This window comes from Cryocola sp. 340MFSha3.1 (genome assembly GCF_000383315.1).
In the GTDB taxonomy this organism is placed as follows: domain Bacteria; phylum Actinomycetota; class Actinomycetes; order Actinomycetales; family Microbacteriaceae; genus Leifsonia.
The window spans coordinates 1,142,918-1,168,356 of record NZ_KB911087.1 but is presented as its reverse complement, the minus strand read 5'-3'; the positions used below and the strand labels follow the sequence as shown (position 1 = coordinate 1,168,356).

24 protein-coding genes are annotated in these 25,439 nt (G+C 69.4%); 16 read left to right on the top strand and 8 right to left on the bottom strand.

What is annotated here, in order from left to right; translation table 11 throughout:
- Positions 1–2: 2 nt before the first annotated feature.
- Together H284_RS0105610 and sdhC are read right to left on the bottom strand one after the other, a co-directional pair.
- Positions 3–446, bottom strand: coding sequence for a succinate dehydrogenase hydrophobic membrane anchor subunit (locus H284_RS0105610; protein ID WP_018189998.1), 444 nt, complete (start codon positions 444–446; stop codon positions 3–5).
- Position 447: 1 nt separating this feature from the next.
- On the bottom strand, positions 448–864 hold the full coding sequence (sdhC, locus tag H284_RS0105605; protein ID WP_081626591.1) for a succinate dehydrogenase, cytochrome b556 subunit: 417 nt from the start codon (positions 862–864) through the stop codon (positions 448–450).
- 161 nt (positions 865–1,025) lie between these two features.
- Between sdhC and H284_RS0105600 the strand changes: the two genes are divergently transcribed.
- Complete coding sequence (locus tag H284_RS0105600) at positions 1,026–1,250, top strand: hypothetical protein (RefSeq protein ID WP_018190000.1); 225 nt, start codon at positions 1,026–1,028, stop codon at positions 1,248–1,250.
- Positions 1,251–1,266: 16 nt separating this feature from the next.
- Here H284_RS0105600 and H284_RS0105595 read toward each other — a convergent pair whose 3' ends face one another.
- Positions 1,267–2,406, bottom strand: a complete 1,140-nt coding sequence (locus H284_RS0105595) for a mannose-1-phosphate guanylyltransferase (protein WP_020075454.1) — start codon at positions 2,404–2,406, stop codon at positions 1,267–1,269.
- Between the two features lie 74 nt (positions 2,407–2,480).
- Here H284_RS0105595 and H284_RS0105590 point away from each other — a divergent pair, with 74 nt between their 5' ends.
- The 11 genes from H284_RS0105590 to H284_RS0105540 all read left to right on the top strand — a co-directional run bounded on the left by H284_RS0105590 (position 2,481) and on the right by H284_RS0105540 (position 14,066).
- The gene (locus H284_RS0105590; RefSeq protein ID WP_020075453.1) at positions 2,481–3,650 is read left to right on the top strand and encodes a glycosyltransferase family 4 protein; all 1,170 of its coding nucleotides are present in this window, start codon (positions 2,481–2,483) and stop codon (positions 3,648–3,650) included.
- A 64-nt stretch (positions 3,651–3,714) separates the two neighbouring features.
- The gene (locus tag H284_RS0105585) at positions 3,715–4,848 is read left to right on the top strand and encodes a magnesium and cobalt transport protein CorA (protein WP_020075452.1); all 1,134 of its coding nucleotides are present in this window, start codon (positions 3,715–3,717) and stop codon (positions 4,846–4,848) included.
- Between the two features lie 178 nt (positions 4,849–5,026).
- Positions 5,027–6,109 (top strand): BMP family lipoprotein, encoded by a 1,083-nt coding sequence (locus H284_RS0105580; protein ID WP_018190004.1) that lies wholly within the window; start codon positions 5,027–5,029, stop codon positions 6,107–6,109.
- 213 nt (positions 6,110–6,322) lie between these two features.
- Positions 6,323–7,843: an ABC transporter ATP-binding protein gene (locus H284_RS0105575; protein WP_020075451.1), complete on the top strand. Its 1,521-nt coding sequence runs from the start codon at positions 6,323–6,325 to the stop codon at positions 7,841–7,843.
- Positions 7,840–9,138: an ABC transporter permease gene (locus tag H284_RS0105570; protein ID WP_018190006.1), complete on the top strand. Its 1,299-nt coding sequence runs from the start codon at positions 7,840–7,842 to the stop codon at positions 9,136–9,138. Before H284_RS0105575 ends, H284_RS0105570 begins: the two co-directional genes overlap by 4 nt.
- Positions 9,135–10,427: an ABC transporter permease gene (locus tag H284_RS0105565; protein ID WP_018190007.1), complete on the top strand. Its 1,293-nt coding sequence runs from the start codon at positions 9,135–9,137 to the stop codon at positions 10,425–10,427. Before H284_RS0105570 ends, H284_RS0105565 begins: the two co-directional genes overlap by 4 nt.
- Entirely contained in the window at positions 10,424–10,861 is a 438-nt protein-coding gene (locus H284_RS0105560; RefSeq protein WP_020075450.1) for a cytidine deaminase, read from the top strand. The genes H284_RS0105565 and H284_RS0105560 overlap by 4 nt, the downstream gene beginning before the upstream one ends.
- A gap of 16 nt (positions 10,862–10,877) precedes the next feature.
- The gene (locus H284_RS0105555; protein ID WP_020075449.1) at positions 10,878–12,185 is read left to right on the top strand and encodes a thymidine phosphorylase; all 1,308 of its coding nucleotides are present in this window, start codon (positions 10,878–10,880) and stop codon (positions 12,183–12,185) included.
- A gap of 10 nt (positions 12,186–12,195) precedes the next feature.
- A complete protein-coding gene (locus H284_RS0105550) occupies positions 12,196–13,314 on the top strand; it encodes an adenosine deaminase (protein ID WP_020075448.1) in 1,119 nt (372 codons plus the stop codon).
- A gap of 24 nt (positions 13,315–13,338) precedes the next feature.
- Positions 13,339–13,797, top strand: a complete 459-nt coding sequence (locus tag H284_RS0105545; RefSeq protein ID WP_018190011.1) for a PTS sugar transporter subunit IIA — start codon at positions 13,339–13,341, stop codon at positions 13,795–13,797.
- Positions 13,794–14,066: a PTS sugar transporter subunit IIB gene (locus H284_RS0105540; RefSeq protein WP_018190012.1), complete on the top strand. Its 273-nt coding sequence runs from the start codon at positions 13,794–13,796 to the stop codon at positions 14,064–14,066. Before H284_RS0105545 ends, H284_RS0105540 begins: the two co-directional genes overlap by 4 nt.
- A 1-nt stretch (position 14,067) precedes the next feature.
- Here the strand turns inward: H284_RS0105540 and H284_RS0105535 are convergent, their stop codons facing one another.
- A complete protein-coding gene (locus H284_RS0105535; protein ID WP_018190013.1) occupies positions 14,068–14,370 on the bottom strand; it encodes an ArsR/SmtB family transcription factor in 303 nt (100 codons plus the stop codon).
- 50 nt (positions 14,371–14,420) lie between these two features.
- On the opposite strand from H284_RS0105535, the gene H284_RS0105530 reads away from it, so the two are divergent.
- Positions 14,421–15,608: an MFS transporter gene (locus H284_RS0105530; protein ID WP_018190014.1), complete on the top strand. Its 1,188-nt coding sequence runs from the start codon at positions 14,421–14,423 to the stop codon at positions 15,606–15,608.
- A gap of 79 nt (positions 15,609–15,687) precedes the next feature.
- On the opposite strand, the gene H284_RS0105525 is transcribed toward H284_RS0105530, so the two are convergent.
- Together H284_RS0105525 and H284_RS0105520 are read right to left on the bottom strand one after the other, a co-directional pair.
- Positions 15,688–17,409 (bottom strand): phospho-sugar mutase, encoded by a 1,722-nt coding sequence (locus H284_RS0105525; protein ID WP_020075447.1) that lies wholly within the window; start codon positions 17,407–17,409, stop codon positions 15,688–15,690.
- Complete coding sequence (locus H284_RS0105520) at positions 17,406–18,239, bottom strand: purine-nucleoside phosphorylase (RefSeq protein ID WP_018190016.1); 834 nt, start codon at positions 18,237–18,239, stop codon at positions 17,406–17,408. Before H284_RS0105520 ends, H284_RS0105525 begins: the two co-directional genes overlap by 4 nt.
- 84 nt (positions 18,240–18,323) lie before the next feature.
- Between H284_RS0105520 and H284_RS0105515 the strand changes: the two genes are divergently transcribed.
- The 3 genes from H284_RS0105515 to H284_RS0105505 all read left to right on the top strand — a co-directional run bounded on the left by H284_RS0105515 (position 18,324) and on the right by H284_RS0105505 (position 22,778).
- Positions 18,324–19,757 carry an NAD(P)H-quinone dehydrogenase gene (locus tag H284_RS0105515; RefSeq protein WP_018190017.1) on the top strand — a complete coding sequence of 478 codons (1,434 nt, stop codon included), beginning with the start codon at positions 18,324–18,326 and terminating at the stop codon, positions 19,755–19,757.
- Between the two features lie 15 nt (positions 19,758–19,772).
- Positions 19,773–21,704 carry a cation:proton antiporter domain-containing protein gene (locus H284_RS0105510; protein WP_018190018.1) on the top strand — a complete coding sequence of 644 codons (1,932 nt, stop codon included), beginning with the start codon at positions 19,773–19,775 and terminating at the stop codon, positions 21,702–21,704.
- A gap of 216 nt (positions 21,705–21,920) precedes the next feature.
- A complete protein-coding gene (locus tag H284_RS0105505) occupies positions 21,921–22,778 on the top strand; it encodes a hypothetical protein (protein ID WP_018190019.1) in 858 nt (285 codons plus the stop codon).
- A 151-nt stretch (positions 22,779–22,929) separates the two neighbouring features.
- On the opposite strand, the gene H284_RS0105500 is transcribed toward H284_RS0105505, so the two are convergent.
- Together H284_RS0105500 and H284_RS0105495 are read right to left on the bottom strand one after the other, a co-directional pair.
- On the bottom strand, positions 22,930–24,693 hold the full coding sequence (locus tag H284_RS0105500; protein WP_026307072.1) for an acetyl/propionyl/methylcrotonyl-CoA carboxylase subunit alpha: 1,764 nt from the start codon (positions 24,691–24,693) through the stop codon (positions 22,930–22,932).
- 94 nt (positions 24,694–24,787) lie between these two features.
- A complete protein-coding gene (locus H284_RS0105495) occupies positions 24,788–25,426 on the bottom strand; it encodes a Maf family protein (protein ID WP_196802427.1) in 639 nt (212 codons plus the stop codon).
- Positions 25,427–25,439: the final 13 nt, after the last annotated feature.

The following is a 25,439-nucleotide window of genomic DNA, read 5'->3' as shown; positions in this document are numbered from 1 at the left end:
GATCAGCGTGCCGGGCAGAAGGACGGCAGGTCGGAGGCCGCGGCGCCGGCCGGGCACGGGTCGAACGTGAAGATCACGAGCGTTCCGAGCACGATCAGCACGACGACCGCGGCGAGGACGGCCCACTTGAGGATGCGGTTGACCACCCGGTTGTAGGCGTAGTCGTTGATGAGCGTCCGCATCCCGTTGCCGCCGTGGATCAGGGCGAGCCACAGCATCAGGAGGTCCCAGACCTGCCAGAACGGCGTGGCGTACTTGCCGGCGACGAAGGCGAAGTCGATCTGCTTGACGCCGTCGCCGAGGACGAGGTTGATCAGCAGGTGGCCGAAGATGAGGATCACGAGCAGGACGCCCGAGAACCGCATGTAGATCCAGCCCCACTTCTCCCAGTTCTTGCCGCGGGAGGATCGGGCTGCGGGGGTGCGCGGCGCCTCGATGGTCGTCACGTCAGTTCACCTCCGAGAAGATGTGGACGAGCTGGACGGGCACGAAGCCGGCCATCAGGATCACCCACAGCGCGATGACGATCCAGAACATGACCTTCTGGTACTTGACGCCCTTGCTCCAGAAGTCGATCAGGATGATGCGGATGCCGTTGAAGGCGTGGAACACGATGGCCGCGACGAGGGCGATCTCGCCGAGCCCCATGATCGGGTTCTTGTAGGTGCCGATCACCGCGTTATAGGCCTCGGGGCTCACGCGGATGAGCGACGTGTCCAGGATGTGGACGAGAAGGAAGAAGAAGATGGCGACGCCGGTGATGCGGTGGAGGACCCACGACCACATCCCCTCACGGCCACGGTACAGAGTTCCGCCGGGCCGGGTCTTGGCCGGCTGCAGGGTCCCTGTCGCTTGGTCTGACACGGACAACCCTCCCTGGTTGCTGATCGCTGATGCGGCGCGGTGAGCGCAGCGCCAGTCTATGCCGGGTGGGGTCCAGCCGCCTCTTAGGGTGACCTCAGTTATCTCGATGTCGAGATAACCCGCCCTGTACGCCGGGATCGGCCGGGCGTACCGTCCACGCCATGACACAGGACGAACCGATCATGCAGGGAAGCACCGACGCGACGGACGAGAGCAAGGTCGCCGGCATCGTCGAGCAGGTCCGCGCGGACATGCAGCTGCGGGGCTCCGAGGACAGCGAGCGGCTGCTGAAGCAGCGGCTCGACGAGGCGGGCATCCAGCTTCCGCAGGAGGAGGTCTCGCGGCTGGTGCACGAGGTGCAGAACGGACCGTCGGTCGTCGACTGACCGACCGGACGACCGACTAGAGGACGTCGGTGGATCCGGTGATCTTCAGCGCATCCACCACCGCCTTGACCCGCTGCGCGTTCTCGCTCGTGGTGACGAGCAGCGCGTCCGGAGTGTCGACGACGACGATGTCCTTGACGCCGATGAGGCTGATCACCCGCTTGCTCTGACTCACCACGATGCCGCTCGACGAGTCGGACAGCACCCGGGCGTTCTCGCCGAGGATGGCGAGGTCCGACTTGCGGCCGCCCGAGTTGAGCTTCGCGAGCGACGCGAAGTCGCCGACGTCGTCCCAGTCGAAGTATCCAGGGATGACGGCGAGGCGACCGGCGGCGGCCGCGGGCTCCGCGACCGTATAGTCGATGGCGATTTTCTCGAGCTCCGGCCAGATCCGGTCGACGGCGGGGCCGCGGGTCGCGGGGTCGTCCCACGCCTCCGCAAGCTCCAGCAGTCCGGCGAGCAGCTTCGGCTTGTTGCGGCCGATCTCCTCCAGGAGCTTGTCGGCCCGTGAGATGAACATGCTCGCGTTCCACAGGTACGAGCCGTTCGCCAGGTACCGCTCGGCGGTCTGCAGGTCCGGCTTCTCCTTGAAGGAGTCGACAGCCAGTGCGCTGGGGGCGCCGGCGATCTCGAGCCGCTCGCCGTAGTGGATGTAGCCGAACCCGACGGCGGGCTCCGTCGGCTGGATGCCGATGGTCGTGATGTAGCCCGCGCGCGCAGAGGCGGCCGCCTCGCGCACCGCCGACTGGAACAGCGGGAGGTTGTTGATCACGTGGTCCGCGGCGAACGAGCCGATGATCACGCCGGGCTCGCGGCGCTCCAGGATGGCGGCGGCCAGGCCGATGGCCGCGGTGGAATCGCGCGGTTCGGACTCCAGCACGACGTTCGGGTCGGTGAGCGACGGCAGCTGCTGCTCGACGGCGGCGCGGTGGGCGCGGCCCGTGACGACCATGATGCGCTGCTCGCCCGACAGGGGAGCGACGCGGTCCCAGGTGTCGCGGAGCAGCGTCTGGCCGGAGCCGGTCAGGTCGTGGAGGAACTTCGGGGCATCCGCCCGCGACAGGGGCCACAGCCGCGAGCCGATGCCGCCGGCCGGGATCACGCTGTAGAAGCGCTCGATGGGCGGGCCCTGTGTGATCCTGCGCTTCTGAGTCATGCCGAAAGGATAGCGAGCGTCGCCGGACACCGGCTGTTCACGGTGACGACACCGGCGCCGCCTAGCGTGGCGTCATGCGGGTCGCGGTGGTCAGCGAGAGCTTCCTCCCCACAGTCAACGGGGTCACGACGAGTGTGCTGCGGGTGCTCGACCATCTGGCGGCCGAGGGGCACGAGGCGATCGTGATCTGCCCGGACGCGGGGGCGCCGGCGGAGTACAACGGGTTCCGCATCCACCAGGTGCCGTCGGTCGCGTACCGCCAGTTCCCGGTCGGGTTGCCGAGCCCACAGGTGCAGCGCATCCTCGCCGGCTTCGGCCCCGATGTGCTGCACGCCGCCTCGCCGTTCTTCCTGGGGGCGCAGGCGATCGCGGCGGCCAACCGGATGGGTGTGCCGTCCGTCGCCATCTACCAGACGGACGTCGCCGGCTTCGCGCGCCGCAACGGGCTGGGCGTCACCTCGGCCATCGCCTGGAAGTACGTCCGCTGGGTCCACGAAGGCGCCGACCTGACGCTCGCGCCGTCGGCGGCGAGCGAGTACGACCTCCGCACGGCCGGCGTCACACGGGTTGCCCGCTGGGGACGCGGCGTCGACCTGGTGCGGTACCACCCCAATAAGAGGAGAACGTCGGCGGCGGCCGCTCTGCGGGAGCGCCTGTCGCCGGACGGCGAGACCGTCGTCGGGTACGTCGGCCGCATCGCCCCGGAGAAGCAGGTGGAGCGGCTGCGCGCACTCCGCGGGATCGGGGGAGTGTCGCTCGCGATCGTCGGGGACGGCCCGTCACGCGACGCCGTCGCCCGCGAGCTCCGCGGCATCCCGGTGACCTGGCTCGGCCGGCTCGGCGGCGAGGATCTCGCCGCCGCCTACGCCGCCTTCGACGTCTTCGCGCACACCGGATCCGAGGAGACGTTCGGCCAGACGGTTCAGGAGGCCCACGCGTCCGGGCTCCCGGTGGTCGCGCCGCGCGCGGGCGGCCCGATCGACCTCGTCGAGCACGGCGTGGACGGACTGCTGTTCCGCCCGTCGGACGACCGCGCCCTCCGTGCAGCCGTCTCGATGCTCGTCCGCGATGGCGCCCTGCGTCGCCGCATGGGGGAGGCCGGACGCCGCGCCGTGCTCGGACGCAGCTGGGATGTCGTGTGCGGCGAGCTGACGCGCCACTACGAGCGCGTGATCCTCGACGCCGTCGCGGCGGTGGATGCGACCCGCGTCCAGCGTCCGGAGGGTTCGCGAGCGTACAGTTAGGTGGCCCCTCGGGCCGTCCTGAACTCGTGTCGACTCGACGTCGTCCGGACCACGGAGGTGACTTATGGCCAACCAGAACCGACGCGGCATCCCGATGCCCTTCGTGACGCGCACCCGCCGGGTCGAGCCTCCCTCTCCGGCCGTCGCGACGGCGCCGGTCGAGACGCCCTCGGGTCGGCGCAGCATGGTCGACAGCGCGATCTACGCCGACGGCGTCCGCGTCGCCTCCCCGACGTCTCTCGCCGAGACCTACGCGGCGCTCGACCGCACCCCGGGCGGGGTCGCCTGGATCGGCCTCTACCGGCCGAGCGAGCAGGAGCTGCTGTCGCTGTCGGAGGAGTTCAACCTCCACCCGCTGGCGATCGAGGACGCCATCGTCGCCCACCAGCGTCCCAAGCTGGAGCGCTACGACACCGTCCTCTTCGTCGTGCTCAAGGCGGCGAACTACCTGGACGTGCCGGAGGAGGTCGACTTCGGCGAGCTGCACCTCTTCGTCGGGCGCAACTTCGTCATCACCGTCCGCCACAGCGAGTCGCCGGACCTCTCGCACGTCCGGCAGAGGATGGAGAGCGAGCCGGAGCTGCTCGCACTCGGGCCGCAGGCCATCCTCTACGCGATCATCGACGCGGTCGTGGATGCGTACAGCCCGGTCGTGGCGGGTCTCGCCAACGACATCGACGAGATCGAGACGCAGGTGTTCGGCGGGGACGCCCTGGTCTCCCGGCGCATCTACGAGCTGTCCCGGGAGGTCATCGACTTCCAGCGGGCGACGCATCCCCTCTCGGCGGTCATGCTGGCGCTCGAGCGCGGCTCCGTGAAGTACGGCGTGACGCAGGAGCTCGAACGCCGGCTCCGCGACGTCGCCGACCACCTCACGCAGGTCAACGAGCGCGTCGACGGGTTCCGCTACCTGCTGCGCGACATCCTGACGGTGAACTCGACCCTCGTCTCCGAGCGGCAGAACGAGGAGATGACACGGTTGGCGCACTCCAGCAACCGGCAGGGCGAGGAGGTCAAGAAGATCTCCTCGTGGGCGGCCATCCTGTTCGCGCCGTCGCTCATCGCCGGCATCTACGGCATGAACTTCACGCACATGCCGGAGCTGTCCTGGCCGTTGGGATACCCGCTCGCGGTCTTGGCGATGCTCGGCCTGAGCGGTCTGCTGTACACCATCTTCAAGCGGCGCGGCTGGCTCTGAGCACCCCTCCCCGAATGAGGGACGGGCTGCTCGAATGAGCACGTGCCAACCGGGTGAGCGTTTGTAACGCTTGCATGAAGAACCCGGATTTTCGAACGGAGTGGTTCGTCACATTCGGTAACGTGAACCGCAGAAGCCTGCGATTACCCGCGCGGCTACGCATCTTGGAGGAACAACCTTGTCAATCACAGCCCGAAAGGCCGGACTCCTCGGCCTCGCGGCGGTCGGCGTCATGTCGCTGCTCGCTGCCTGCTCGGCTGCCCCGTCGGACAGCTCGTCCGGTGGCGCCGCGAAGAGCGACTTCCTGCCCTGTATGGTCTCCGACTCCGGTGGATTCGACGACCACTCGTTCAACCAGCTCGGCTACGAGGGTCTGCAGCAGGCCGCGAAGTCGCTCGACGTGAAGTACAAGCAGGCGGAGTCGAAGAGCGAGAACGACTTCGCTCCGAACATCCAGAGCATGGTCGACGCCAACTGCAACCTCGTCGTGACGGTCGGCTTCCTCCTCAAGGACGCGACCGAGAAGGCCGCGAAGGCCAACCCGGACGTGAACTTCGCGATCATCGACGACAACGAGATCCAGGCGAAGAACGTCAAGCCGATCATCTTCGACACGGCCCAGGCCGCGTTCCTGGCCGGCTACGCCGCCGCCAGCTACTCGAAGACCGGCATCGTCGGCACCTTCGGCGGAATGCAGATCCCGACGGTCACCATCTTCATGGACGGTTTCGCCGACGGTGTGAAGTACTTCAACGACCAGAAGGGCAAGTCGGTCAAGGTCGTCGGCTGGGATGTCGACAAGCAGAACGGCCTCTTCACCGGTGGCTTCGACGCCAACGAGACCGCGAAGAACACCGCTCAGGGCATCATCGACCAGAACGCCGACGTGATCATGCCGGTCGGCGGACCGATCTACCAGTCGGCCGCTCAGGCGATCAAGGACTCCGGCAAGCCGATCGCGATGATCGGTGTCGACGCCGACGTCTACGAGTCCGACCCGACCGTGAAGGACCTGCTCCTCACCTCGGTCATGAAGGGCATGAAGCCGGCAACCAACGACGTCGTCACCCAGGCCGCCAAGGACAAGTTCGACAGCACCCCGTACGTGGGCACGCTGAAGAACGACGGCGTCGGCATCGCCCCGTTCCACGACTTCGAGTCGAAGGTGGACTCGGGCCTGCAGGGCGAGCTCGACAAGATCAAGGCCGGCATCATCGACGGCTCGATCAAGGTCACCTCGCCCTCGTCGCCCAAGCAGTAACAGCGACGAGAACGCTCGACGGGGAGGTCAGCCACGGCTGGCCTCCCCGTTCCGTTCCCTCCCTACCTTCCTCGCTCATCTGAGCACACACTGACATCTGCGCAGGAAGGTAGGGTTGAGGATGCGCGACGAGGCCACCAGCCGTTCCGCGTGCCCCCTCCTCACAAAGGCTCTTCGCTCCCCCCGGGCGAGTAGAGAAGGAAACCCACCCGAATGAAGCTCGAACTCCGCGGGATCACCAAACGGTTCGGTCCCCTGGTCGCGAACAACCACATCGATCTGACCGTCGAACCCGGTGAGATCCACTGCCTGCTCGGCGAGAACGGTGCAGGCAAGTCCACCCTCATGAACGTGCTCTACGGGTTCTACCAGCCCGACGAGGGCGAGATCCTGCTCGACGACGTCGTCCAGCACTTCTCCGGCCCGGGTGACGCCATGAAGGCCGGCATCGGCATGGTGCACCAGCACTTCATGCTCATCCCCGTCTTCACGGTCGCCGAGAACGTCATGCTCGGCCACGAGCAGACGAAGTTCGGCGGCCGTCTCGACCTCAACGCCGCCCGGGCCAAGGTCCGCGAGATCTCCGCCCGCTTCGGCTTCGATGTCGACCCGGACGCGCTGGTCGAAGACCTCCCGGTGGGCGTCCAGCAGCGCGTGGAGATCATCAAGGCGCTGTCGCAAGACGCCAAGGTGCTCGTCTTCGACGAGCCGACGGCCGTGCTGACGCCGCAGGAGACCGACGAGCTCATGGCGATCATGCGCCAGCTCAAGGAGCAGGGCACCGCGATCGTCTTCATCACGCACAAGCTGCGCGAAGTGCGCGAGGTCGCCGACCGCATCACCGTCATCCGGCTGGGCAAGGTGATCGGCGAGGCGCAGCCCACCGCCACCAACGTCGAGCTCGCGTCGATGATGGTCGGCCGCGCGGTGTCGCTCACGGTGGACAAGAAGCCGGCGACACCCGGCGCCCCGGCGCTCGTGGTCAAGGACCTCTCGGTGATCGACCCCATCGGGCAGATCGTCGTGAACAACGTGAGCTTCGAGGTGGCCGCCGGTGAGATCCTGGCGATCGCCGGCGTCCAGGGCAACGGCCAGACGGAGCTGACGGAGGCGATCATCGGCCTCCAGCCGCGTGTGCAGGGCGAGATCCTGCTCGACGGCAAGCCGATCCAGGGCCACAGCGTCCGCAAGGTGCTCGACGAGGGTGTCGGGTTCGTGCCGGAGGACCGCAACGAGGACGGCCTGGTGGGGGAGTTCTCCATCCAGGAGAACCTCATGCTCGACCGCTCGACGAGCGACCCGTTCGTGAAGGCCGGCAACATCCAGTTCTCCTATCTCAAGCAGTTCGCCGAGGACAAGGTGCGCGAGTTCGACGTGCGCACGCAGTCCATCGACGAGAAGGTCGGCCGGCTCTCCGGCGGCAACGCCCAGAAGGTGGTGCTCGCCCGCGAGCTCAGCCGCGAGCTGCGGCTGTTCGTGGCGGCGCAGCCGACGCGCGGTCTGGACGTCGGCTCGATCGAGTTCGTGCACAAGCGCATCGTCGAGACCCGGGATGCCGGCATCCCGGTGATCGTGGTGTCGACGGAGCTCGACGAGGTCGCCGCCCTCGCCGACCGCATCGCCGTGATGTACCGCGGCGGGATCGTAGGAATCGTGCCGGGCAACACGTCTCGCGACGTGCTCGGCCTCATGATGGCCGGCGAGTCGCCGGAGCAGGCAGGAGCAGCAGCATGACGGGGACCCCCACGCCCGGCCAGCCCGTGGCGCCGGCCCAGCCCGTGGAGCCCGGCACGCCGGCTCCCGCACCAGCGGGTGAGGAGCCCTCGCGCTGGAACCAGGCGGTCCGCGAGATCATGAGCGGGCCCGTGGTCATCTCGATCCTCGCGGTCGTCCTCGCCCTGATCGTCGGCGCCATCCTCATCGCGGTCACCGACCCCGAGGTGCAGCGGGCGGCGGGGTACTTCTTCGCCCGGCCCGGCGACACCTTCGCCGCCATCTGGACGTCGGTCTCCGACGCGTACGTCTCGATGTTCCAGGGCGCGATCTACAACTTCCGCCGGCCGTCGTTCAGCGCGGGGATTCGGCCGCTGACGGAGACGCTCACCTTCGCCACTCCGCTGATCGTCAGTGGTCTCGGCGTCGCGCTGGCCTTCCGCGTCGGCCTGTTCAACATCGGTGGTCAGGGGCAGATCCTCATCGCCGCCGCCGCATCCGCCTGGGTCGGTTTCTCGTTCGACCTGCCGCCGGTCATCCACCTGGTGCTTGCCGTCGTCGCCGGCATCGTCGGCGGAGCGATCTGGGCCGGCATCGTCGGCCTGCTAAAAGCCCGGACCGGTGCACACGAGGTGATCGTCACGATCATGCTCAACTACATCGCGTTCTATCTGATCTCGTACATGCTCCGAACGCAGGGGCTCCTGCAGGCGCCGGGGTCGAACAACCCGAAGGCGCCGGCGGTGCACGCCAACGCGATCTTCCCGCCGCTGCTCGGTGCGCAGTACAACCTCACCTGGGCCTTCGTGCTCGTGATCGGCGCGACGGTCTTCGTGTGGTGGCTGATCAACCGCTCGAGCCTCGGCTTCCGCTTCCGTGCGGTGGGCGAGAACCCGAACGCCGCACGCGTCGCGGGCATCAACGTCAAGAACGTGTACGTCTACGCCATGCTCATCGCCGGTGGACTGATCGGCATCACCGGCGCCAGCCAGGCGCTCGGTGTCTTCCCGCAGGGCATCAGCTCCGGTGTGGACGCGGGCATCGGCTTCGACGCGATCACGGTCGCGCTGCTCGGTCGGTCGCGTCCGTGGGGTGTGTTCATCGCCGGCCTCCTCTTCGGAGCTCTCAAGGCCGGTGGGTACACCATCCAGGCGGCGAACGACATCCCGATCGACATCGTCCTGATCCTGCAGTCCCTCATCGTCCTGTTCGTCGCTGCGCCGCCGCTCGTGCGCGCGATCTTCCGCCTGCCTGCCCCGGGGAGCACTCCCCGGAGACAGCGCCCCATCGTCACGAAGGAGGTGGCGGCCAAGTGAGCACCACCGCCCCCGTCGTTCCCGACTCCTCGCCGATCGTCCTGGAGAAGGCGGAGATCCGCTCCTGGAAGGCGCCGATCGCTTTCGGCATCTTCGTGCTGGTCAGCCTCATCCTGTTCTTCGGGTTCTCCCGGCACGGCGAGAGCACGTTCCGCTTCTCGGAGAAGTCGGATGCCGTCCGTCTGCCCACCCTGACGGTCGACAGCTTCGTCACCACCACGGTCGTGACCATCCTCCTGATCGCGCTCACCCTGTGGAGCGCGTACCTCTCCTACCGGGCACGCCGGACGCCGATCTGGGTCGTCATCGTCTTCTCGCTGCTGTTCATGTTCGGCTTCCTGACCTGGGCGGACTCGGGCAGCCCGTATCCGGTTCCGGTGACGGGCCTCCTGCTCGGCACGATCAGTCTCGCGGTCCCGCTCGTCTTCGGCGCGCTCGGCGGCGTCGTCTCCGAGCGCGGCGGCGTGGTGAACGTGGCCATCGAGGGTCAGCTGCTCGCCGGCGCGTTCGTCTCGGCAATGACGGCGACGCTCACCGGCAGCTGGGTCGTCGGCCTCATCGCCGCGATGGTCGCCGGCGTGCTCGTGTCCTTCCTGCTCGGCGCGTTCGGGATCAAGTACCTCGTCGACCAGGTCATCGTCGGCGTCGTGCTCAACGTGCTCGTCGTCGGTCTCACGAGCTTCCTCTACTCGAAGGTGCTCGCGGGCAACCCGCAGCTCCTCAACCACCCGCCGCGCCTGCCGAACTGGCCGATCCCGGTGCTCAGCGAGATCCCGATCGTCGGCAAGGTGCTGTTCGACCAGTCGATCATCGAGTACCTCATGTATATCGCCGTGTTCCTGGTCTGGTTCGGTCTGTTCAAGACGCGCTGGGGCCTGCGGCTCCGCTCGGTCGGCGAGCACCCCGAGGCGGCGGACACCGTCGGCATCAAGGTCAACAGCACCCGGTTCTGGAACGTCTCGCTCGCGGGCGCCATCGCGGGCCTCGGCGGCGCGTACTACACGCTCGGCTCCGTCGGTGCGTTCTCGAAGGAGATGACCGCAGGTCAGGGCTTCATCGCCCTCGCGGCCGTGATCTTCGGCCGTTGGGATCCCATCAAGGCCACGCTGGCCGCCCTGCTGTTCGGCTTCGCCACGAACCTGCAGAACGTGCTCAGCACCATCGGCTCGCCCGTCCCGAGCGAGTTCATGCTGATGCTGCCGTACGTCGTGACGATCCTCGCCGTTGCGGGCCTCGTCGGCATCTCGCGTGCTCCTGCTGCCGACGGAAAGCCGTACATCAAGTCATGAGCGCCGTGGATCAGAACCCCGATTCGATCGACTGGGATGCGCTGCGGTCCGCCGCGACGGAGGCTATGTCGCACGCGTACGTCCCGTACTCGAAGTTCCCGGTCGGTGCGGCGGCGCTCGTCGACGACGGCCGGATCGTCAGCGGCTGCAACGTCGAGAACGCCAGCTACGGCGTGACGCTGTGCGCCGAATGCGGGCTCGTCTCGTCGCTCGCGATGACCGGCGGCGGCCACCTCGTCGCGTTCACGTGCGTGAACGGCGACGGCGACATCCTGATGCCGTGCGGCCGCTGCCGCCAGTTGCTCTACGAGCACTCGGCGGAGGGGATGCTGCTCGAGACGGTCTCCGGCATCCGCACCATCGACCAGGTGCTGCCCGACGCTTTCGGGCCGCGCCAGCTCGCCGCCTACGCGGCCGAGCACGACAACGACTGAACAGAGGAACACCTTCGTGACCGACCGTGCAGGAGAGGTCGAGGCGTTCGACGCCGTCGACCTGATCAGGACCAAGCGCGACCGCGGCGAGCTGAGCACCGCCGAGATCGACTGGCTCGTCGACGCGTACACCCGCGGCTATGTCGGCGACGAGCAGATGTCGGCGATGACCATGGCGATCTTCCTCAACGGGATGACGCGCCGCGAGATCAAGGACCTCACCCTCGCGATGATCGCCTCGGGCGAGCGGATGGACTTCTCGGGCCTCGGCAAGCCGACCGCCGACAAGCACTCCACCGGCGGCGTCGGCGACAAGATCACCCTGCCGCTCATGCCGCTCGTCGCGACGTTCGGCGTCGCCGTGCCGCAGCTGTCCGGACGTGGTCTCGGTCACACCGGCGGCACCCTCGACAAGCTCGAGAGCATCCCGGGCTGGCGGGCGAACCTCAGCAACGAGGAGATGTTCGCCCAGCTCCGGAACGAGGGCGGCGTCATCTGCGCGGCCGGGTCGGGCCTCGCTCCGGCGGACGGCAAGCTCTATGCGCTGCGCGACATCACCGGGACGGTCGAGGCCATCCCGCTGATCGCCTCCTCGATCATGTCGAAGAAGATCGCCGAGGGCACCGGCGCGCTGGTGCTCGACGTGAAGTTCGGCTCCGGCGCCTTCCTCAAGGACATCGAGCGCTCGCGCGAACTCGCCCGCACGATGGTCGAGCTCGGCCGGGATGCCGGCGTCGCCACCTCCGCTCTGCTGACGGACATGAACGTCCCGCTCGGCCTCGCGATCGGCAACGCGAACGAGGTCCGCGAGTCGGTGGAGGTGCTCGCCGGCGGCGGCCCGGCCGACATCGTCGAGCTGACCGTCGCGCTCGCCCGCGAGATGCTGACCCTCGCCGGCCGCCCGGACGAGGACGTCGAGGCGGCTCTCAAGGACGGCCGCGCGATGGACAAGTGGCGCGAGGTCATCCGCGCTCAGGGCGGCGACCCGGATGCCGCCCTCCCTGTCGCGAAGGAGACGCACACCGTCGTCGCCGAGCAGGACGGCATCCTCGTCGAGCAGCAGGCGCTGCCCTTCGGCATCGCCGCCTGGCGGCTCGGCGCCGGACGCGCGCGCAAGCAGGACCCGGTGCAGCACGCGGCGGGGATCGACCTGCACGCGAAGCCCGGCGACGAGGTGCGGGCCGGTCAGCCGCTGTTCACCCTGTCGGCGGACGAGCCCGCCCGGTTCGAGCGCGCACTCGAGGCGCTGGAGGGCGCCTACCGGATCGCCGCCCCCGGCACCGCGTACGAGCGCGGCCCGCTGATCGCCGACCGCATCGCCTAGGGTTGGACTCATGAGCGACGCCTGGAACGAGTACACGCTGGCCGACGGCACGGAGATCCGCCCGCTGCCGAAGGTCTCCCTCCACGACCACCTCGACGGCGGCCTCCGGCCCGCGACGGTGCTCGAGCTGGGCCAGGAGATCGGGTTGGAGCTGCCGGCGCAGGATGCGACCGAGCTCGGCCGCTGGTTCGGCGAGAAATCGAACTCCGGCTCGCTCGTCGAGTACCTGAAGACGTTCGACCTGACCATCGCCGTGATGCAGTCCCGCGAGGGACTCGTGCGCGTCGCCCGGGAGTCGGTCCAGGACCTCGGGGCCGACGGCGTCGTGTACGGCGAGCTCCGCTGGGCACCCGAGCAGCACCTGTCCGGCGGCCTCAGCCTCGACGAGACGGTCGAGGCGGTCCAGGAGGGCATCGAGCAGGGCATCGCCGACGTCCGCGGCGCCGGTGGACGCATCCGCATCGGCCAGCTCGTCACCGCCATGCGCCACAACGACCGCGGCCTCGAGATCGCCGAGCTCGCCGTCCGCCACCGCGACCGCGGAGTGGTCGGCTTCGACATCGCCGGTGCCGAGGCGGGCTTCCCCGCATCCAACCACCGCGCCGCCTTCGACTACCTGGCGTCGGAGTTCTTCCCGGCGACCGTCCACGCGGGCGAGGCCGACGGCCTCGAGAGCATCCGCAGCGCCCTCCTCGACGGCCGGGCTCTGCGCCTGGGCCACGGCGTGCGTCTCGCCGAGGACATCACGGTGGAGCGCCAGGACGACGAGAACACCTATGTCACCCTCGGCACGCTCTCGCAGTGGGTCAAGGATCGCGAGATCGCCCTCGAGACGAGCCCGTCGTCGAACCTCCAGACCGGCGCCATCGCCGCGTGGGGCGACGACATCCTCGACCACCCGTTCGACCTGCTCTACCAGCTGGGTTTCCGCGTCACCGTCAACACCGACAACCGGCTGATGAGCGGCACGACTTTGACCCGCGAGCTGAGCATCCTCGCCGACGCGTTCGCCTACGACCGCACCGACCTGGAGATCTTCCAGCTCAACGCTGCGGCGGCATCCTTCCTCCCGCTGGAGGAGCGTGAAGAGCTCGCGGAGATCATCACAGCAGGTTTCGAGGGTTCGTAACCCCTCGGGCGTTACGCTGAAGATATGTCACTGCCACCGCTGCCTGATTCCGCCATCACCGTCGGCGCGCACGCCGCCGACTGGCGTGAAGCGGTCGAGCTGGCAGGGCAGGCGCTGGCGCGCTCCGGAGCGACGGAGCAGGGCTACGCGCAGCGCATGATTCAGGTCATCGAGGAGTTCGGCGCCTACATCGTCATCGCGCCGGGTCTCGCTCTGGCGCACGCGCGACCCGGTCCCGACGTGAACGCGGACGGCCTCTCCGTCGTCACCCTCGACGAGCCGGTGGTCTTCGGTCACCCCCACAACGACCCGGTCTCGGTGGTCCTCGGCCTCGCCGTGTCGACGCCCGAGGCGCATGTGACGAGCGTGGCCGAACTGGCGAACGTCTTCAACGATCCGGAGGCGATCCCGGCCCTGGCCGCGGCGACCGACGTGGCCGACGTGCAGCGCATCCTCACGCTGAGCGAGGAGGCATCGCGGTGAAGATCGTCGCGATCTGCGGCGTCGGGGTCGGTACGTCCGGCATCCTCAAGGTCAACGCCGAGCGCGTGCTCGACCGGCTGGGGATCGACGCGGACGTCACGGCCTCCGACGCGGCGAACATCGCCGAGGCGGCATCCGACGCGCAGGTCGTGCTCACCTCGCCGGAGCTCGTCGACCGCATCGGTCGCACGAACGCCGACGTGATCGTGGTGGAGAACTACTTCGATCTGGATGAGCTGGAGCGCAAGCTCGACGAGGCGCTCGGCTGACTCAGCCTTGCAGAAGGGCCTCGACGAGCCCGGGGAAGCGGTCGTCCAGCTCCTCACGACGCAGCTGGATCTCGTGCGTGCGGCCGGAGACGATCGTGCGTGTGACACCGGCCTCGCGCAGCGTCTTGAAGTGATGCGCCATGGTCGACTTCTGGATGTCGACGCCCCACTCGGTCATCGACTTGGGATGCGGGCGGCCGTCCGCGAGGACCCGGACGATCTGCAGCCGAATGGGGTCGGCGAGGGCGCGCAGCACATCCACGAGCTGCACATCGGCCATGTCGGGCGTGGGGTAGTCGGTCATCTCACCACAATTGTTTGACAATCATCGAACAATGGTCGTACCGTAACGGTATGACGTTCATCGAACAATCATACCGCAGGACGCTTCCGGCCCTGCTGGTACTCGCCCTCGCCCTGTTCGTCGTCGGTACGAACGCGTTCGTGATCGCGGGCCTCCTGCCGCGCGTCGGCGAGAGCATCGGCGCGACGGCGACCCAGGTCAGCTGGTCGATCACCACCTACTCGCTGGTCGTGGCGGTCGCCGCACCGGCCGTCTCCATCCTCCTTCCGCGCGTGCCGCGCGCGACCCTCATGGCCGCCGGACTCGCGATCTTCGCCATCGGGACGGCCGCCTCGGCGCTTGCTCCGAACCTCCCGCTGTTCATCGCCGGACGCACCTTCTCCGGCCTCGGTGGTGCCGCCCTCGTCCCGACGGCCACCGCGGCGGCGGCCTCGCTCGCCCGGCCGGGCAAGCGTGGACAGGCCCTCGCGATCGTGGGAGCCGGTTTCACGCTGGCCACGGCGGTCGGTTCGCCGCTCGGCACCGCCCTCGGAGGCGTCGCGGGCTGGCGCTTCGCGCTCTGGTGCATCGTCGGCATCGCCGTGCTGCTGGTCGTAGCGATCCCGCTGGTCGTTCGCGGCGTGCCCGTGCCTCCGGCTGTCAGCCTGCGCCGACGGCTGGCCCCGCTGGCCGACCTCCGTATCGTGGCGCCGCTCGGGACCACGCTGCTCATGGTCGCCGGCTTCAACATCGTCTACATCTTCTCGGCGTCGGTGACCCATGCCTCGACAGGCGGCTCCGGGTCGCTGCTCGCCGTCCTGCTGCTCGCCTACGGTGTCGCCGGAATCGCGGGCAACTCGGTCGCGGGTCCGCTCACCGACCGCTTCGGCAGCAGGATCGTCGCGATCGTCGCGCTCGCCGGGCAAGCCGTGATGCTGGTGGTTCTGGCCTTCGCCGAAGCGTCCTTCGTCGCCTCCGTCGTCGTGTTCGCGCTGTGGGGCGTCGCGGCGTTCGCGATCGCCATCCCGGTGCAGCACCGCCTCGTCCACGTCGACCCGGAGAGCTCGGCTCTCGCGCTGTCGTGGTACTCGACGGCGATGTACGTGGGGATCGCGATCGCGCCGCCGATCGGAGCGCTCGCCCTGTCGGCGGGAGGGGCCGTGGCCGTGCCGCTGGCGGGAGCGGTGGTCACGCTCGGTGCGCTCGGCGTGTTCGTCGTCGGTTATCTGGCGCGGACTCCGCGCGCGGTGACCGTCTGAGGCGGGCCGAGCAGGTCTGAGCCAGGTCGGCCGGTCCGACGCGGCCCCGCGAAGGCGGGACCGCGCCAGACCGTCGGGATCAGGCGACGAGCAGGCGCATCGCCTCGGCCAGTGCGGCGACCCGGTTTGTCGCCGTCTGCCGGCGCTCCTCGACCGTGCCCTCGTCGCTCGATGCGTCGATGTAGATCTTCAGCTTGGGCTCCGTGCCGCTCGGGCGGACCATGACGCGGGAGCCGTCCTCCAGCAGGATGCGCAGCACATCGCTCGGAGGCAGTCCGCCGAATCCGTCGCGCAGGTCGTCGATCTGCGTCACGCGCACCTCGCCCAGATGGCTCGGCGGAGTGGACCGCAGCGCCGCCATGATCTCGCCGATGCGCGAAAGGTCCGTCACCCGTAGCGAGATCTGGTCGCTCGCGAAGAAGCCGAACCGCTCGGCGAAGGCCTCCAGGCGTCCGGCGATGGTGACGCCGTCCGCGGCGAGCCCGTTCGCCAGATCGAGCAGGGCGACGGCGGCCGAGATGCCGTCCTTGTCACGGACGGTGTCCGGGTTCACCAGGTAGCCCAGCGCCTCCTCGTAGCCGTAGACGAGGCCGGGGGCGCGGGACACCCACTTGAACCCGGTGAGGGTGTCGGCGAAGTCGAGCCGGTACGCGTGCGCGACCGCGGCGAGGGCCGGCGACGAGACGACCGAGCAGGCCAGCGTCCCGAAGGCGCCGCGCTCATCCGCCCGCTCCACAGCGATCTCGGCGGCGCGCCAGCCGAGCAGGGCGCCGACCTCGTTGCCGGAGAGCCGTCGGTAGCCGTCCGGACTCGACGGGTCGGGCACCGCGACGGCGAGCCGGTCGGCATCCGGGTCGTTCGCGATCACCAGGTCGGCCCCGGCGTCACGGGCGGTCTGGAACGACAGGTCCATCGCGCCCGGCTCCTCGGGGTTCGGGAAGGCGACGGTCGGGAAGGCGGGATCCGGGTCGATCTGCGCCGTGACCGGGGTGGGGGAGGCGAATCCGGCACGCGCGAACACCTCGCGTGCGGTGCGCCAGCCGACGCCGTGCATCGCGGTGTACACGAACGACACCGCGTCACGCGGGGTGTCCGTGACGGCCACCGCGACGGTCGCGCCGATGTAGGCCTGCTCCACGTCGTCGGGGGCGATCTCGTAGCGGTCGGAGCGCGGCAGGTCGGCCACGCTGCCCTGAGCGACCTCGAGGATGTGGGCGGCGATCTCGGCGTCGATCGGCGAGACGATCTGCGAGCCGTGGTCGTCTCCGCCGAGATAGACCTTGTACCCGTTGTCGTTCGGCGGGTTGTGGCTTGCGGTCACCATGACGCCGGCGCTCACATCCAGGTGCCGGACCGCGAACGCGAGCACCGGTGTCGGCAGGAGGCGGGGGAGCAGCACGGCGCGGATGCCCGCACCGGCCATGAGTTCCGCGGTGTCGCGGGCGAAGACGTCGGAGTTCTTGCGTCCGTCGTACCCGATCACGACCGACGGCGTTCCGCCCTCGGCGTGCTCCAGAAGCCAGCGCGCGAAGCCTGCGGCCGCCTGGGCCACGAGCACGCGGTTCATGCGGTTGGGGCCTGCGGCGATGGCGCCGCGCAGACCGGCAGTTCCGAACGCGAGCCGCTCGTCGAACCGCGAGTGCAGGTCGGCGATCGCCTCGGCCGAGCCCGCCTCGGCGGCGACGATGAGCGCATCCAGCTCGTCACGGGTCTCCGGGTCGGGGTCCTGCGCAAGCCAGGCGCGGGCCTCGCTGAGCAGCTCCGGGGTGTCCTTCTTCGTGGACGTCGCGTTGTCGGTCACAGGGCCTCCACGATCTGGGCGAGAAGGGCGCTGATCACCGGCTCCGCGGCACGACCGGCGTCGATGACCTCCTGGTGGCTGAGCGGCGTCTTCTGGATGCCCGCCGCCAGGTTGGTGATGAGCGACATCCCGAGGATCTCCATGCCGGCCTGGCGGGCGGCGATCGCCTCGAGCGCTGTCGACATCCCGACGATGTGGCCGCCGATGGTCTTGGCCATCTGGACCTCGGCCGGCGTCTCGTAGTGCGGACCGCGGAACTGCGTGTACACGCCCTCGTCGAGGCTGGGGTCGATGGTCCGGGCGAGCGCACGGAGACGCGGAGAGTAGAGATCGGTGAGGTCGATGAAGGTGGCGCCCTCGAGCGGGGAGTCCGCCGTGAGGTTGATGTGGTCGGAGATGAGGACGGGCGTGCCCGGCTTCCAGTGCTCCTTGATGCCACCGGCACCGTTGGTGAGCACCATCGTGGTCGCTCCGGCGGCCGCGGCGGTGCGGACGCTGTGCACGACCCGGCGCACGCCGTGCCCTTCGTAATAGTGGGTGCGCGCGCCGATCACCAGCGCGTGCTTGCCGTTCGGCAGCCGGATGGAGCGCAGCGTTCCGACGTGGCCCTCGAGAGCCGGCTTACTGAAGCCGACGATCTCGGTGGCGGGGACGGTGGCGACGGTCTCGCCGATCAGATCGGCGGCACGGCCCCAGCCGCTGCCCAGCGTGAGCGCGATGTCATGGCGCTCGACGCCCGTCTTCTCGGCGAGCTGGCCCGCGGCCTCCCGAGCGACCTCGAACGGGTCGGCAGAGGGGTCGTCGAGCGGGTTCGTGATGGATTCCAGCATGAGCCAACTCTACTGAGCGGCCGGCTTTCCACAGGCTCGGAGCCGAATGCGCATCGGTGCACCCCATACGGAAGAATGGAGCGCATGGCGTACGAATTCGAGCGGAAACAGCGCATCGCGGTCCTCGGCGGCGGCCCCGGCGGTTATGAGGCGGCGCTCGCGGGCGCGCAACTCGGCGCCGATGTCACGCTCGTCGAGCGCTCCGGCGTCGGCGGGTCCGCCGTCATCACCGACGTCGTGCCGTCGAAGAGCCTCATCGCCACCGCGGAGGCGACCAATGCGCTCGCCGAGGCGGCCGACCTCGGTGTCCAGTTCTTCTCGCGCGGAGAGACGGGCAAGCCCGTGCGCCCGGAGATCGCCGTGAACCTCGCCGCGGTCAACAAGCGGCTGATGGGCCTCGCGCGCCAGCAGTCGGAGGACATGCGGGCCGAGCTCGTGCGCGCCGGCGTCCGCATCGTGACCGGAGAGGGTCGGCTCGACGGGTCGAGCGCGATCATCGTCTCCACCTCGAAGGAGGCGGGGACCGACTTCGACCGGGTGGAGGCGGACACGATCGTGGTCGCCGTCGGCGCCCGGCCCCGCGTGCTGCCCTCCGCCGTGCCCGACGGGGAGCGCATCCTCACCTGGACCCAGCTGTACGACCTGCAGACGGTGCCATCGCACCTCATCGTGGTGGGCTCGGGCGTCACCGGCGCGGAGTTCGCTTCGGCGTACACGGCGCTCGGCTCGAAGGTGACGCTCATCTCGTCGCGCGACCAGGTGCTCCCGGGCGAGGACGCCGACGCCGCGCGTGTCATCGAGAACGTCTTCAAGCGGAACGGCATGCAGGTCCTCTCGAAGTCGCGCGCCGAATCCGTGGTCCGCACCGAGGACGGCGTCGTCGCCACGCTCACCGACGGACGCACGATCGAGGGCTCGCACTGTCTCATGGCGGTCGGCTCCGTCCCGAACACCGCAGGCATCGGGCTCGAGGAGGCCGGGGTGCAGGTGACCAACTCGGGGAACATCCGGGTCAACCGGGTCGCGCGCACGTCCATCCCGAACATCTACGCCGCCGGCGACTGCTCCGACTCCCTACCGCTCGCCTCTGTCGCGTCGATGCAGGGCCGCACCGCCGTCTTCCATGCGATGGGCGACGCGGTCAACCCGATCGAGCTGCGCAACGTCAGCTCCAACATCTTCACCCAGCCCGAGATCGCCACGGTCGGCTGGAGCCAGAAGCAGATCGAGGAGGGCATCGCCCAGGGCGACATCTACAAGCTGCCCCTCAAATCCAATCCGCGCGCCAAGATGCTCGGAATCCGCGACGGTTTCGTGAAGCTGTTCGCGCGCACCGGGTCCGGCACGGTGATCGGAGGCGTCATCGTGGCCCCGCGGGCATCCGAGCTGATCTTCCCGCTCGCGCTCGCCGTCGAGCAGCGTCTGACGGTGGATCAGGTGGCCCGGGCGTTCACGGTGTACCCGTCCCTCTCCGGCTCGATCACCGACGCAGCGCGCGCGATGCACATCGTGCTCTGACGGGAGGCCAGGGGGATGGAGGTCGGGCTCGTCATCGGAGTGCTCGCGGTGCTCACCATCGCCGCGGCGACGACGTTCGGGCCGCGGTTCGGCGTCGCGTCGCCCCTGATCCTGGTGGTCATCGGCATCCTGGTGAGCCTGTTGCCGTTCGTGCCGGCGATCGAGCTCGAACCGGAGTGGATCCTCGCGGGGGTGCTCCCACCGCTGCTCTACTCGGCGTCCGTGTCCATGCCGGCCATGAACTTCCGGCGCGAGTTCGGGGCGATCGGCGGGCTCTCCGTCCTGCTCGTGATCGTGAGTTCCGTGCTGCTCGGGCTGTTCTTCGCCTGGGTCATCCCTGGCCTGGGTCTCGGCTGGGGGATCGCCCTGGGCGCCATCGTCAGCCCGACCGACGCCGTCGCCACTGGCATCGTCAAACGAGCGGGCGTCTCGCCGCGCGTCGTGGCCATCCTCGAGGGCGAGAGCCTGCTGAACGACGCGACCGCGCTCGTGCTCCTGCGAGCAGCGGTGGCAGCCGCCGGCGCGTCGTTCACGATCGGCGCGGTCACACTCTCGTTCGTGTATTCGGTGCTCGTGGCCGTCGTCTTCGGCGTGGTGGTCGGCTGGCTGAACCTGCTCGTCCGTGCTCGCGTGAAGGACGCCACGGTCAACACCGTCATCTCGTTCACCGTGCCGTTCCTCGCCTCGATCCCGGCCGAGGCGCTCGGCGCCTCCGGCCTCGTCGCCGCTGTCGTCGCCGGCCTCGTGACCGGCAGCCGCGCGCCGCGCGTGCTCTCGCCGGAGCACCGGTTGTCGGACGCGCAGAACTGGCGCACGGTCGAGCTCATCCTCGAGGGGCTCATCTTCCTGACGATGGGCCTGGAGCTGTTCGGAATCGTGCAGGACGTGCAGGAGGACCATTCCGGGGTGGCGCCCGCCATCGGAATCGCTGCGGGCGCTCTCCTTCTCACAATCCTGGTGCGCGCCGCGTTCGTCGCGCCCCTGCTCGCTCTGCTTGCCCGGCGCAGCAAGCGAAGGCAACGGATTCGGCCGCGCCTGGAGCAGCTGCAGGAGCACCTGAGCGATCCGGAGGCGGTGCGGCGGGGGATCGCCGAGCGCATCGCGAAACCGGGGGAGCAGCGGGCGCTCGCGGCCGGCTCGTCGGCGGCCGCGGGGGAGGTCGGAGACGAGTCCGGCGCGGGATCGGGTGCCGACGTGCCGGCGGACACCTCGCCCGACCCGGCCGCCGCTGCGTCCTCCGCCGTCGCGGCGGCCGTTGTGCCCGATCCGACATTCCCGGACCCCGCGTTCCCGGACCCTGCCTTCGGCGACTCCGACGGCCGACGCCCCCTCTCGCCCAAGCAGGCCGAGCGGCGGCGTCGCCTGCTCGCGCGTCGCGGCATCCCGACCGTCGAGAACCTGACCCGTTTCGGCACGCGCCTCCGACGACTGCTGGCCGACATCGAGTACTTCACGGGAGCCCCGCTCGGGTGGCGTGAGGGCACGATCGTGGTGTGGGCGGGGATGCGCGGCGCCGTCACCGTCGCGGCCGCCCAGTCGCTGCCCGACAACACGCCGGGCCGCTCGGTGCTCGTGCTCATCGCCTTCCTGGTGGCGACGGGCTCGCTGCTTCTCCAGGGCGGCACCCTTGGGCTCGTGCTGAAGGCTGTCAAGCCCGCGGCGGCCGACCCGGAGGCCGAGCGGCAGGAACGGCGCAAGCTGATGGAACTCCTCTACGACGCGGCGAAGACCGTCCCGGTGCCGACGACGACCGAGCGCACACCGGAGGCGTTCGCCGAGCACAAGAGGGCGCGGCTCGCTCAGCTGCGGGCCCAGCGCGATGCCCTCCTCGATGCGCGCGACGACGGCGCGTTCAGCGCCGACGTCCTCGCCGGCGCGCTGAGCAACCTCGACGCCGACGAGATCAGCATCGACCTGAAGGGCGACCCAACGGAGGCGACCGGCTGACGCCTGCCGCTGGGCCGCCCGCGGAACGGAGGTATTCCGGCGGGTTTCCCGTCCCGATCTCCTCCGTTCGTGGCGTTCCGGCGGCGTGTCGGCAGCGATCTCCTCCCTTTCCGTCCCGCGGGATTCACGGTGTGCACAATCGACACCCGAGTGGATCTCTCCACAGATCGCCCCTGTCCGTCCTGAGGGCAGCCGCCGTTTCCGCAGGATGGGGACATGGATTGGATGACGGAACTCACTCGCCTCGGTGGCGCAGCGTCGCTCGGCCAATTGAAGGAGGCCGGGGCGCGGGGGCACGTCCTGTCCGCCGCCGTGCGCGAAGGTCGCCTCCTGCGGCCGCGGAACGGTCGCTATGCCCTTCCCGGGATCGGTGAGGCCGCCATTTCAGCCCTGCGGGCCGGCGGGCGCCTCTGCCGTGTCACCGCCGCCCGCACATACGGATTGTGGGGCGGCCAGGACGAACGGACACATCTGCTGGTTCCTCCCCACGCCGGACGGGCAGGAGCCGCCGATGACCGGACGGTCCGTCATTGGGGTCGCGCAGAGCGGCACAGCGAGGTGTGGCGTGTTTCGCTGGCCGATCGTCTGCGCAGCGCCGTGCGGTGCGCAGAGGACGAGACCGCCATCGCGGTGCTCGACACGGCGATCTCTACCGGCCAGGTGACACGCCACGGGCTGCGACGGGTGTTCGCGGATGAACCGCATCGGTCCAGACGTCTCGCCGAACGTGCGCGGCCCGGTTCGGACTCCGGTGTCGAGTCCTTCCTCCGGCAGCGTCTCACGGCTCGCGGTCGCATCGTCGAGCAGCAGTTGGCCGTCGACGGAGTGGGGCGCGTCGATGCCCTGGTGGATGGGGTGCTCTATCTGGAGATCGATGGATTCGAGTTCCACGCCGATCGCGAAGCGTTCGAGCGCGATCGCCGCCGCGATGTCGCCATGACACTGCAGGATCTGCCGAGGTTGCGGCTGACGGCGCGTCAGGTACTTCGGAGCCCGGACGCGACGGTGGCGACCATCGAGGAGTTGCTCGGGTCGCTGGAAAGGGAGGAGTTGCGTCGTGCGGCGGCGGGATGAGGCGCGAAAGGGAGGAGCTTCCGCCCGAATGTCGGCGGTGCTCCTCCCTTTCGCAAGGTGGTTGGCGGCGCGTCGGGCGCGCGTTATGGCGCGACTCGCGACGCGGACGCCGGTGTCGGACGATGCGGTGGTGCCAGACGATGCGGTGGTGTCAGACGATGTTGAGCAGCAGGTGGCCCGACGAGACGGTCTCGCCGACGCTCGCGTTGATGCCGGAGACGGTGCCGTCCTTGTGGGCGGTCAGCGGCTGCTCCATCTTCATGGCCTCGAGCACCAGCACCAGGTCGCCCTTGACGACCGGGTCGCCGTCGGCCACGGCGACCTTCACCACGGTGGCCTGCATCGGAGCGGTGACGGAGTCGCCGGTCGCGGTGTCCACCGCGTGCGCGGCGCCGCGGCGACGCGGAGCGGGGGCACCGGACGGCTCGCCGGCACCACCGCTGAGGAGGCGCGCGGGGAGGGAGACCTCGATGCGCTTGCCCTCGACCTCGACGACCACGTTGCTGCGGCGCTCCGCGGCCGGCTGGTCGCCGAGCTCGCCCGACCACGGCTCGATCTCGTTGACCCACTCGGTCTCGATCCAGCGCGTGTAGACGGAGAACGGCTCGCCGTCCTGCGGTGCGAAGGCGGGGTCGCGCACGATGGCACGGTGGAAGGGGAGGACGGTCGGAAGGCCCGCGACCTCGAACTCGTCCAGCGCGCGGCGGGAGCGCTCGAGGGCCTCCTCGCGGCTGGCGCCGGTCACGATGAGCTTCGCCAGCATGGAATCGAAGGAGCCGCTGATCACGTCGCCCGCCTGGATGCCGCTGTCGACGCGGACGCCGGGGCCGCTCGGGGCCTTGAACACGTGGACGGGCCCGGGGGAGGGGATGAAGCCGCGTCCCGCGTCCTCGCCGTTGATGCGGAACTCGAACGAGTGGCCGCGGGGAGCCGGGTCGTCGTAGTCGAGCTCGCCGCCCTCGGCGAGTCGGAACTGCTCGCGGACGAGGTCGATGCCGGTGACCTCCTCCGAGACGCAGTGCTCGACCTGGAGGCGCGTGTTCACCTCGAGGAACGAGACCGTGCCGTCCTTGCCGATGAGGAACTCGCACGTCCCGGCGCCCTGATAACCGACCTCCTTGAGGATGGCCTTGGACGACGAGTAGAGCTTCTCGGTCTGCTCGGGGGTGAGGAACGGCGCGGGCGCCTCCTCGACGAGCTTCTGGTGCCGGCGCTGCAGCGAGCAGTCGCGGGTGGAGACGACGACGACGTTGCCGTACGCGTCCGCGAGGCACTGGGTCTCGACGTGGCGCGGCTGGTCGAGGTACTTCTCGACGAAGCACTCGCCCCGGCCGAAGGCGGCGATCGCCTCACGCGTGGCCGACTCGAACAGCTCCGCCACTTCCTCGCGGGCGCGGGCGACCTTCAGGCCGCGGCCGCCGCCGCCGAACGCCGCCTTGATGGCGACCGGAAGCCCGTAGACGTCGACGAAGTCGAGCACCTCGGCCGCGTCCTTGACCGGGTTGAGCGTTCCGGGGGCGAGCGGCGCCCCCACCTTCTCGGCCACATGACGTGCGGAGACCTTGTCGCCCAGGCGCTCGATGGCCTCCGGGGACGGGCCGATCCAGGTCAGCCCGGCGTCGATGACGGCGCGGGCGAAGTCCGCGTTCTCGGCGAGGAAGCCGTAACCCGGATGCACGGCGTCGGCACCCGAGCGGCGCGCGACCGACAGGAGCTTGTCGATGACGAGGTACGTCTCGGCGCTCGTGGTCCCGTCCAGCGCGTAGGCCTCGTCGGCGAGGCGGACGTGGAGGGCGTCCCGGTCCTGGTCCGCGTACACGGCGACGGAGGCGATCCCGCTGTCCTTCGCCGCACGGATGACGCGGACGGCGATCTCGCCGCGGTTGGCGATCAAAACCTTGGTGATACGTGGCACAGTTCCCTAGCCTATTGCTCGAAATCGGAGTGGATTTGGGTGATCCCCACAAAAATGGGCGACCGAAGACTCCGGCAGCCTACAACGGCTTGCGTCAGTGCCCGCGGTTCCAGAGCGATGTCCACGGCACGCCGAGCTCGCGCACGAGCTCTCGCAGCGTCGAAAGGGAGAGGCCCACCACCGTGCTCGGATCGCCGTCCACCCGGGTGATGAAGGGTCCGCCCAGGCTGTCGATCGTGAAGGAGCCCGCCACCTCGAGCGGCTCGCCGCTCGCCACGTAGGCGTCGATCTCGTCATCCGTGACGTCCGCGAACGTGACGGAGGCGACGGCGGTCGCGCCGGCCGCGGCGTTCTCCCGACCGTCGCGATGGTCGATCAGCCAGTGGCCGGAATGGAGGGTGCCCGTGCGTCCGCGCTGCTGAATCCAGCGCTCGCGGGCGACCTCGGGGAGGTGGGGCTTGCCGTGGATGGCGCCGTCGATCGCGAAGGCCGAGTCGCCGCCCAGGATCAGCCCGTCGATTGGCTCGCCGTCCAGGGTGCCGCGCACAGCCTCCGCCTTCAGCCGCGCGAGGAGCTGGACCATCGCGTCGGCGCTCAGCGGACCGTGCTCGGCCTCCGCCGCGGCGACAGCGGCCGGTTCGTCGACGTGCGAAGGAACGACCACCGGCTCGACGCCGGCGGCGCGCAGCAACGCGAGGCGGGCGGGCGAGGTGGAAGCGAGGTAGAGGCGCATGGTCACCTGTGGG

Bases quoted from the DNA above. Each gene is read 5' to 3' on its own strand.
- H284_RS0105545 (WP_018190011.1), top strand. From the start codon at position 13,339: ATGTCACTGCCACCGCTGCCTGATTCCGCCATCACCGTCGGCGCGCAC.
- H284_RS0105535 (WP_018190013.1), bottom strand. From the start codon at position 14,370: ATGACCGACTACCCCACGCCCGACATGGCCGATGTGCAGCTCGTGGAT.
- H284_RS0105560 (WP_020075450.1), top strand. From the start codon at position 10,424: ATGAGCGCCGTGGATCAGAACCCCGATTCGATCGACTGGGATGCGCTG.
- H284_RS0105570 (WP_018190006.1), top strand. From the start codon at position 7,840: ATGACGGGGACCCCCACGCCCGGCCAGCCCGTGGCGCCGGCCCAGCCC.
- H284_RS0105510 (WP_018190018.1), top strand. From the start codon at position 19,773: ATGGAGGTCGGGCTCGTCATCGGAGTGCTCGCGGTGCTCACCATCGCC.
- H284_RS0105530 (WP_018190014.1), top strand. From the start codon at position 14,421: ATGACGTTCATCGAACAATCATACCGCAGGACGCTTCCGGCCCTGCTG.
- H284_RS0105585 (WP_020075452.1), top strand. From the start codon at position 3,715: ATGGCCAACCAGAACCGACGCGGCATCCCGATGCCCTTCGTGACGCGC.
- H284_RS0105495 (WP_196802427.1), bottom strand. From the start codon at position 25,426: ATGCGCCTCTACCTCGCTTCCACCTCGCCCGCCCGCCTCGCGTTGCTG.
- H284_RS0105505 (WP_018190019.1), top strand. From the start codon at position 21,921: ATGGATTGGATGACGGAACTCACTCGCCTCGGTGGCGCAGCGTCGCTC.
- H284_RS0105520 (WP_018190016.1), bottom strand. From the start codon at position 18,239: ATGCTGGAATCCATCACGAACCCGCTCGACGACCCCTCTGCCGACCCG.
- H284_RS0105515 (WP_018190017.1), top strand. From the start codon at position 18,324: ATGGCGTACGAATTCGAGCGGAAACAGCGCATCGCGGTCCTCGGCGGC.
- H284_RS0105590 (WP_020075453.1), top strand. From the start codon at position 2,481: ATGCGGGTCGCGGTGGTCAGCGAGAGCTTCCTCCCCACAGTCAACGGG.
- H284_RS0105600 (WP_018190000.1), top strand. From the start codon at position 1,026: ATGACACAGGACGAACCGATCATGCAGGGAAGCACCGACGCGACGGAC.
- H284_RS0105550 (WP_020075448.1), top strand. From the start codon at position 12,196: ATGAGCGACGCCTGGAACGAGTACACGCTGGCCGACGGCACGGAGATC.
- H284_RS0105595 (WP_020075454.1), bottom strand. From the start codon at position 2,406: ATGACTCAGAAGCGCAGGATCACACAGGGCCCGCCCATCGAGCGCTTC.
- H284_RS0105575 (WP_020075451.1), top strand. From the start codon at position 6,323: ATGAAGCTCGAACTCCGCGGGATCACCAAACGGTTCGGTCCCCTGGTC.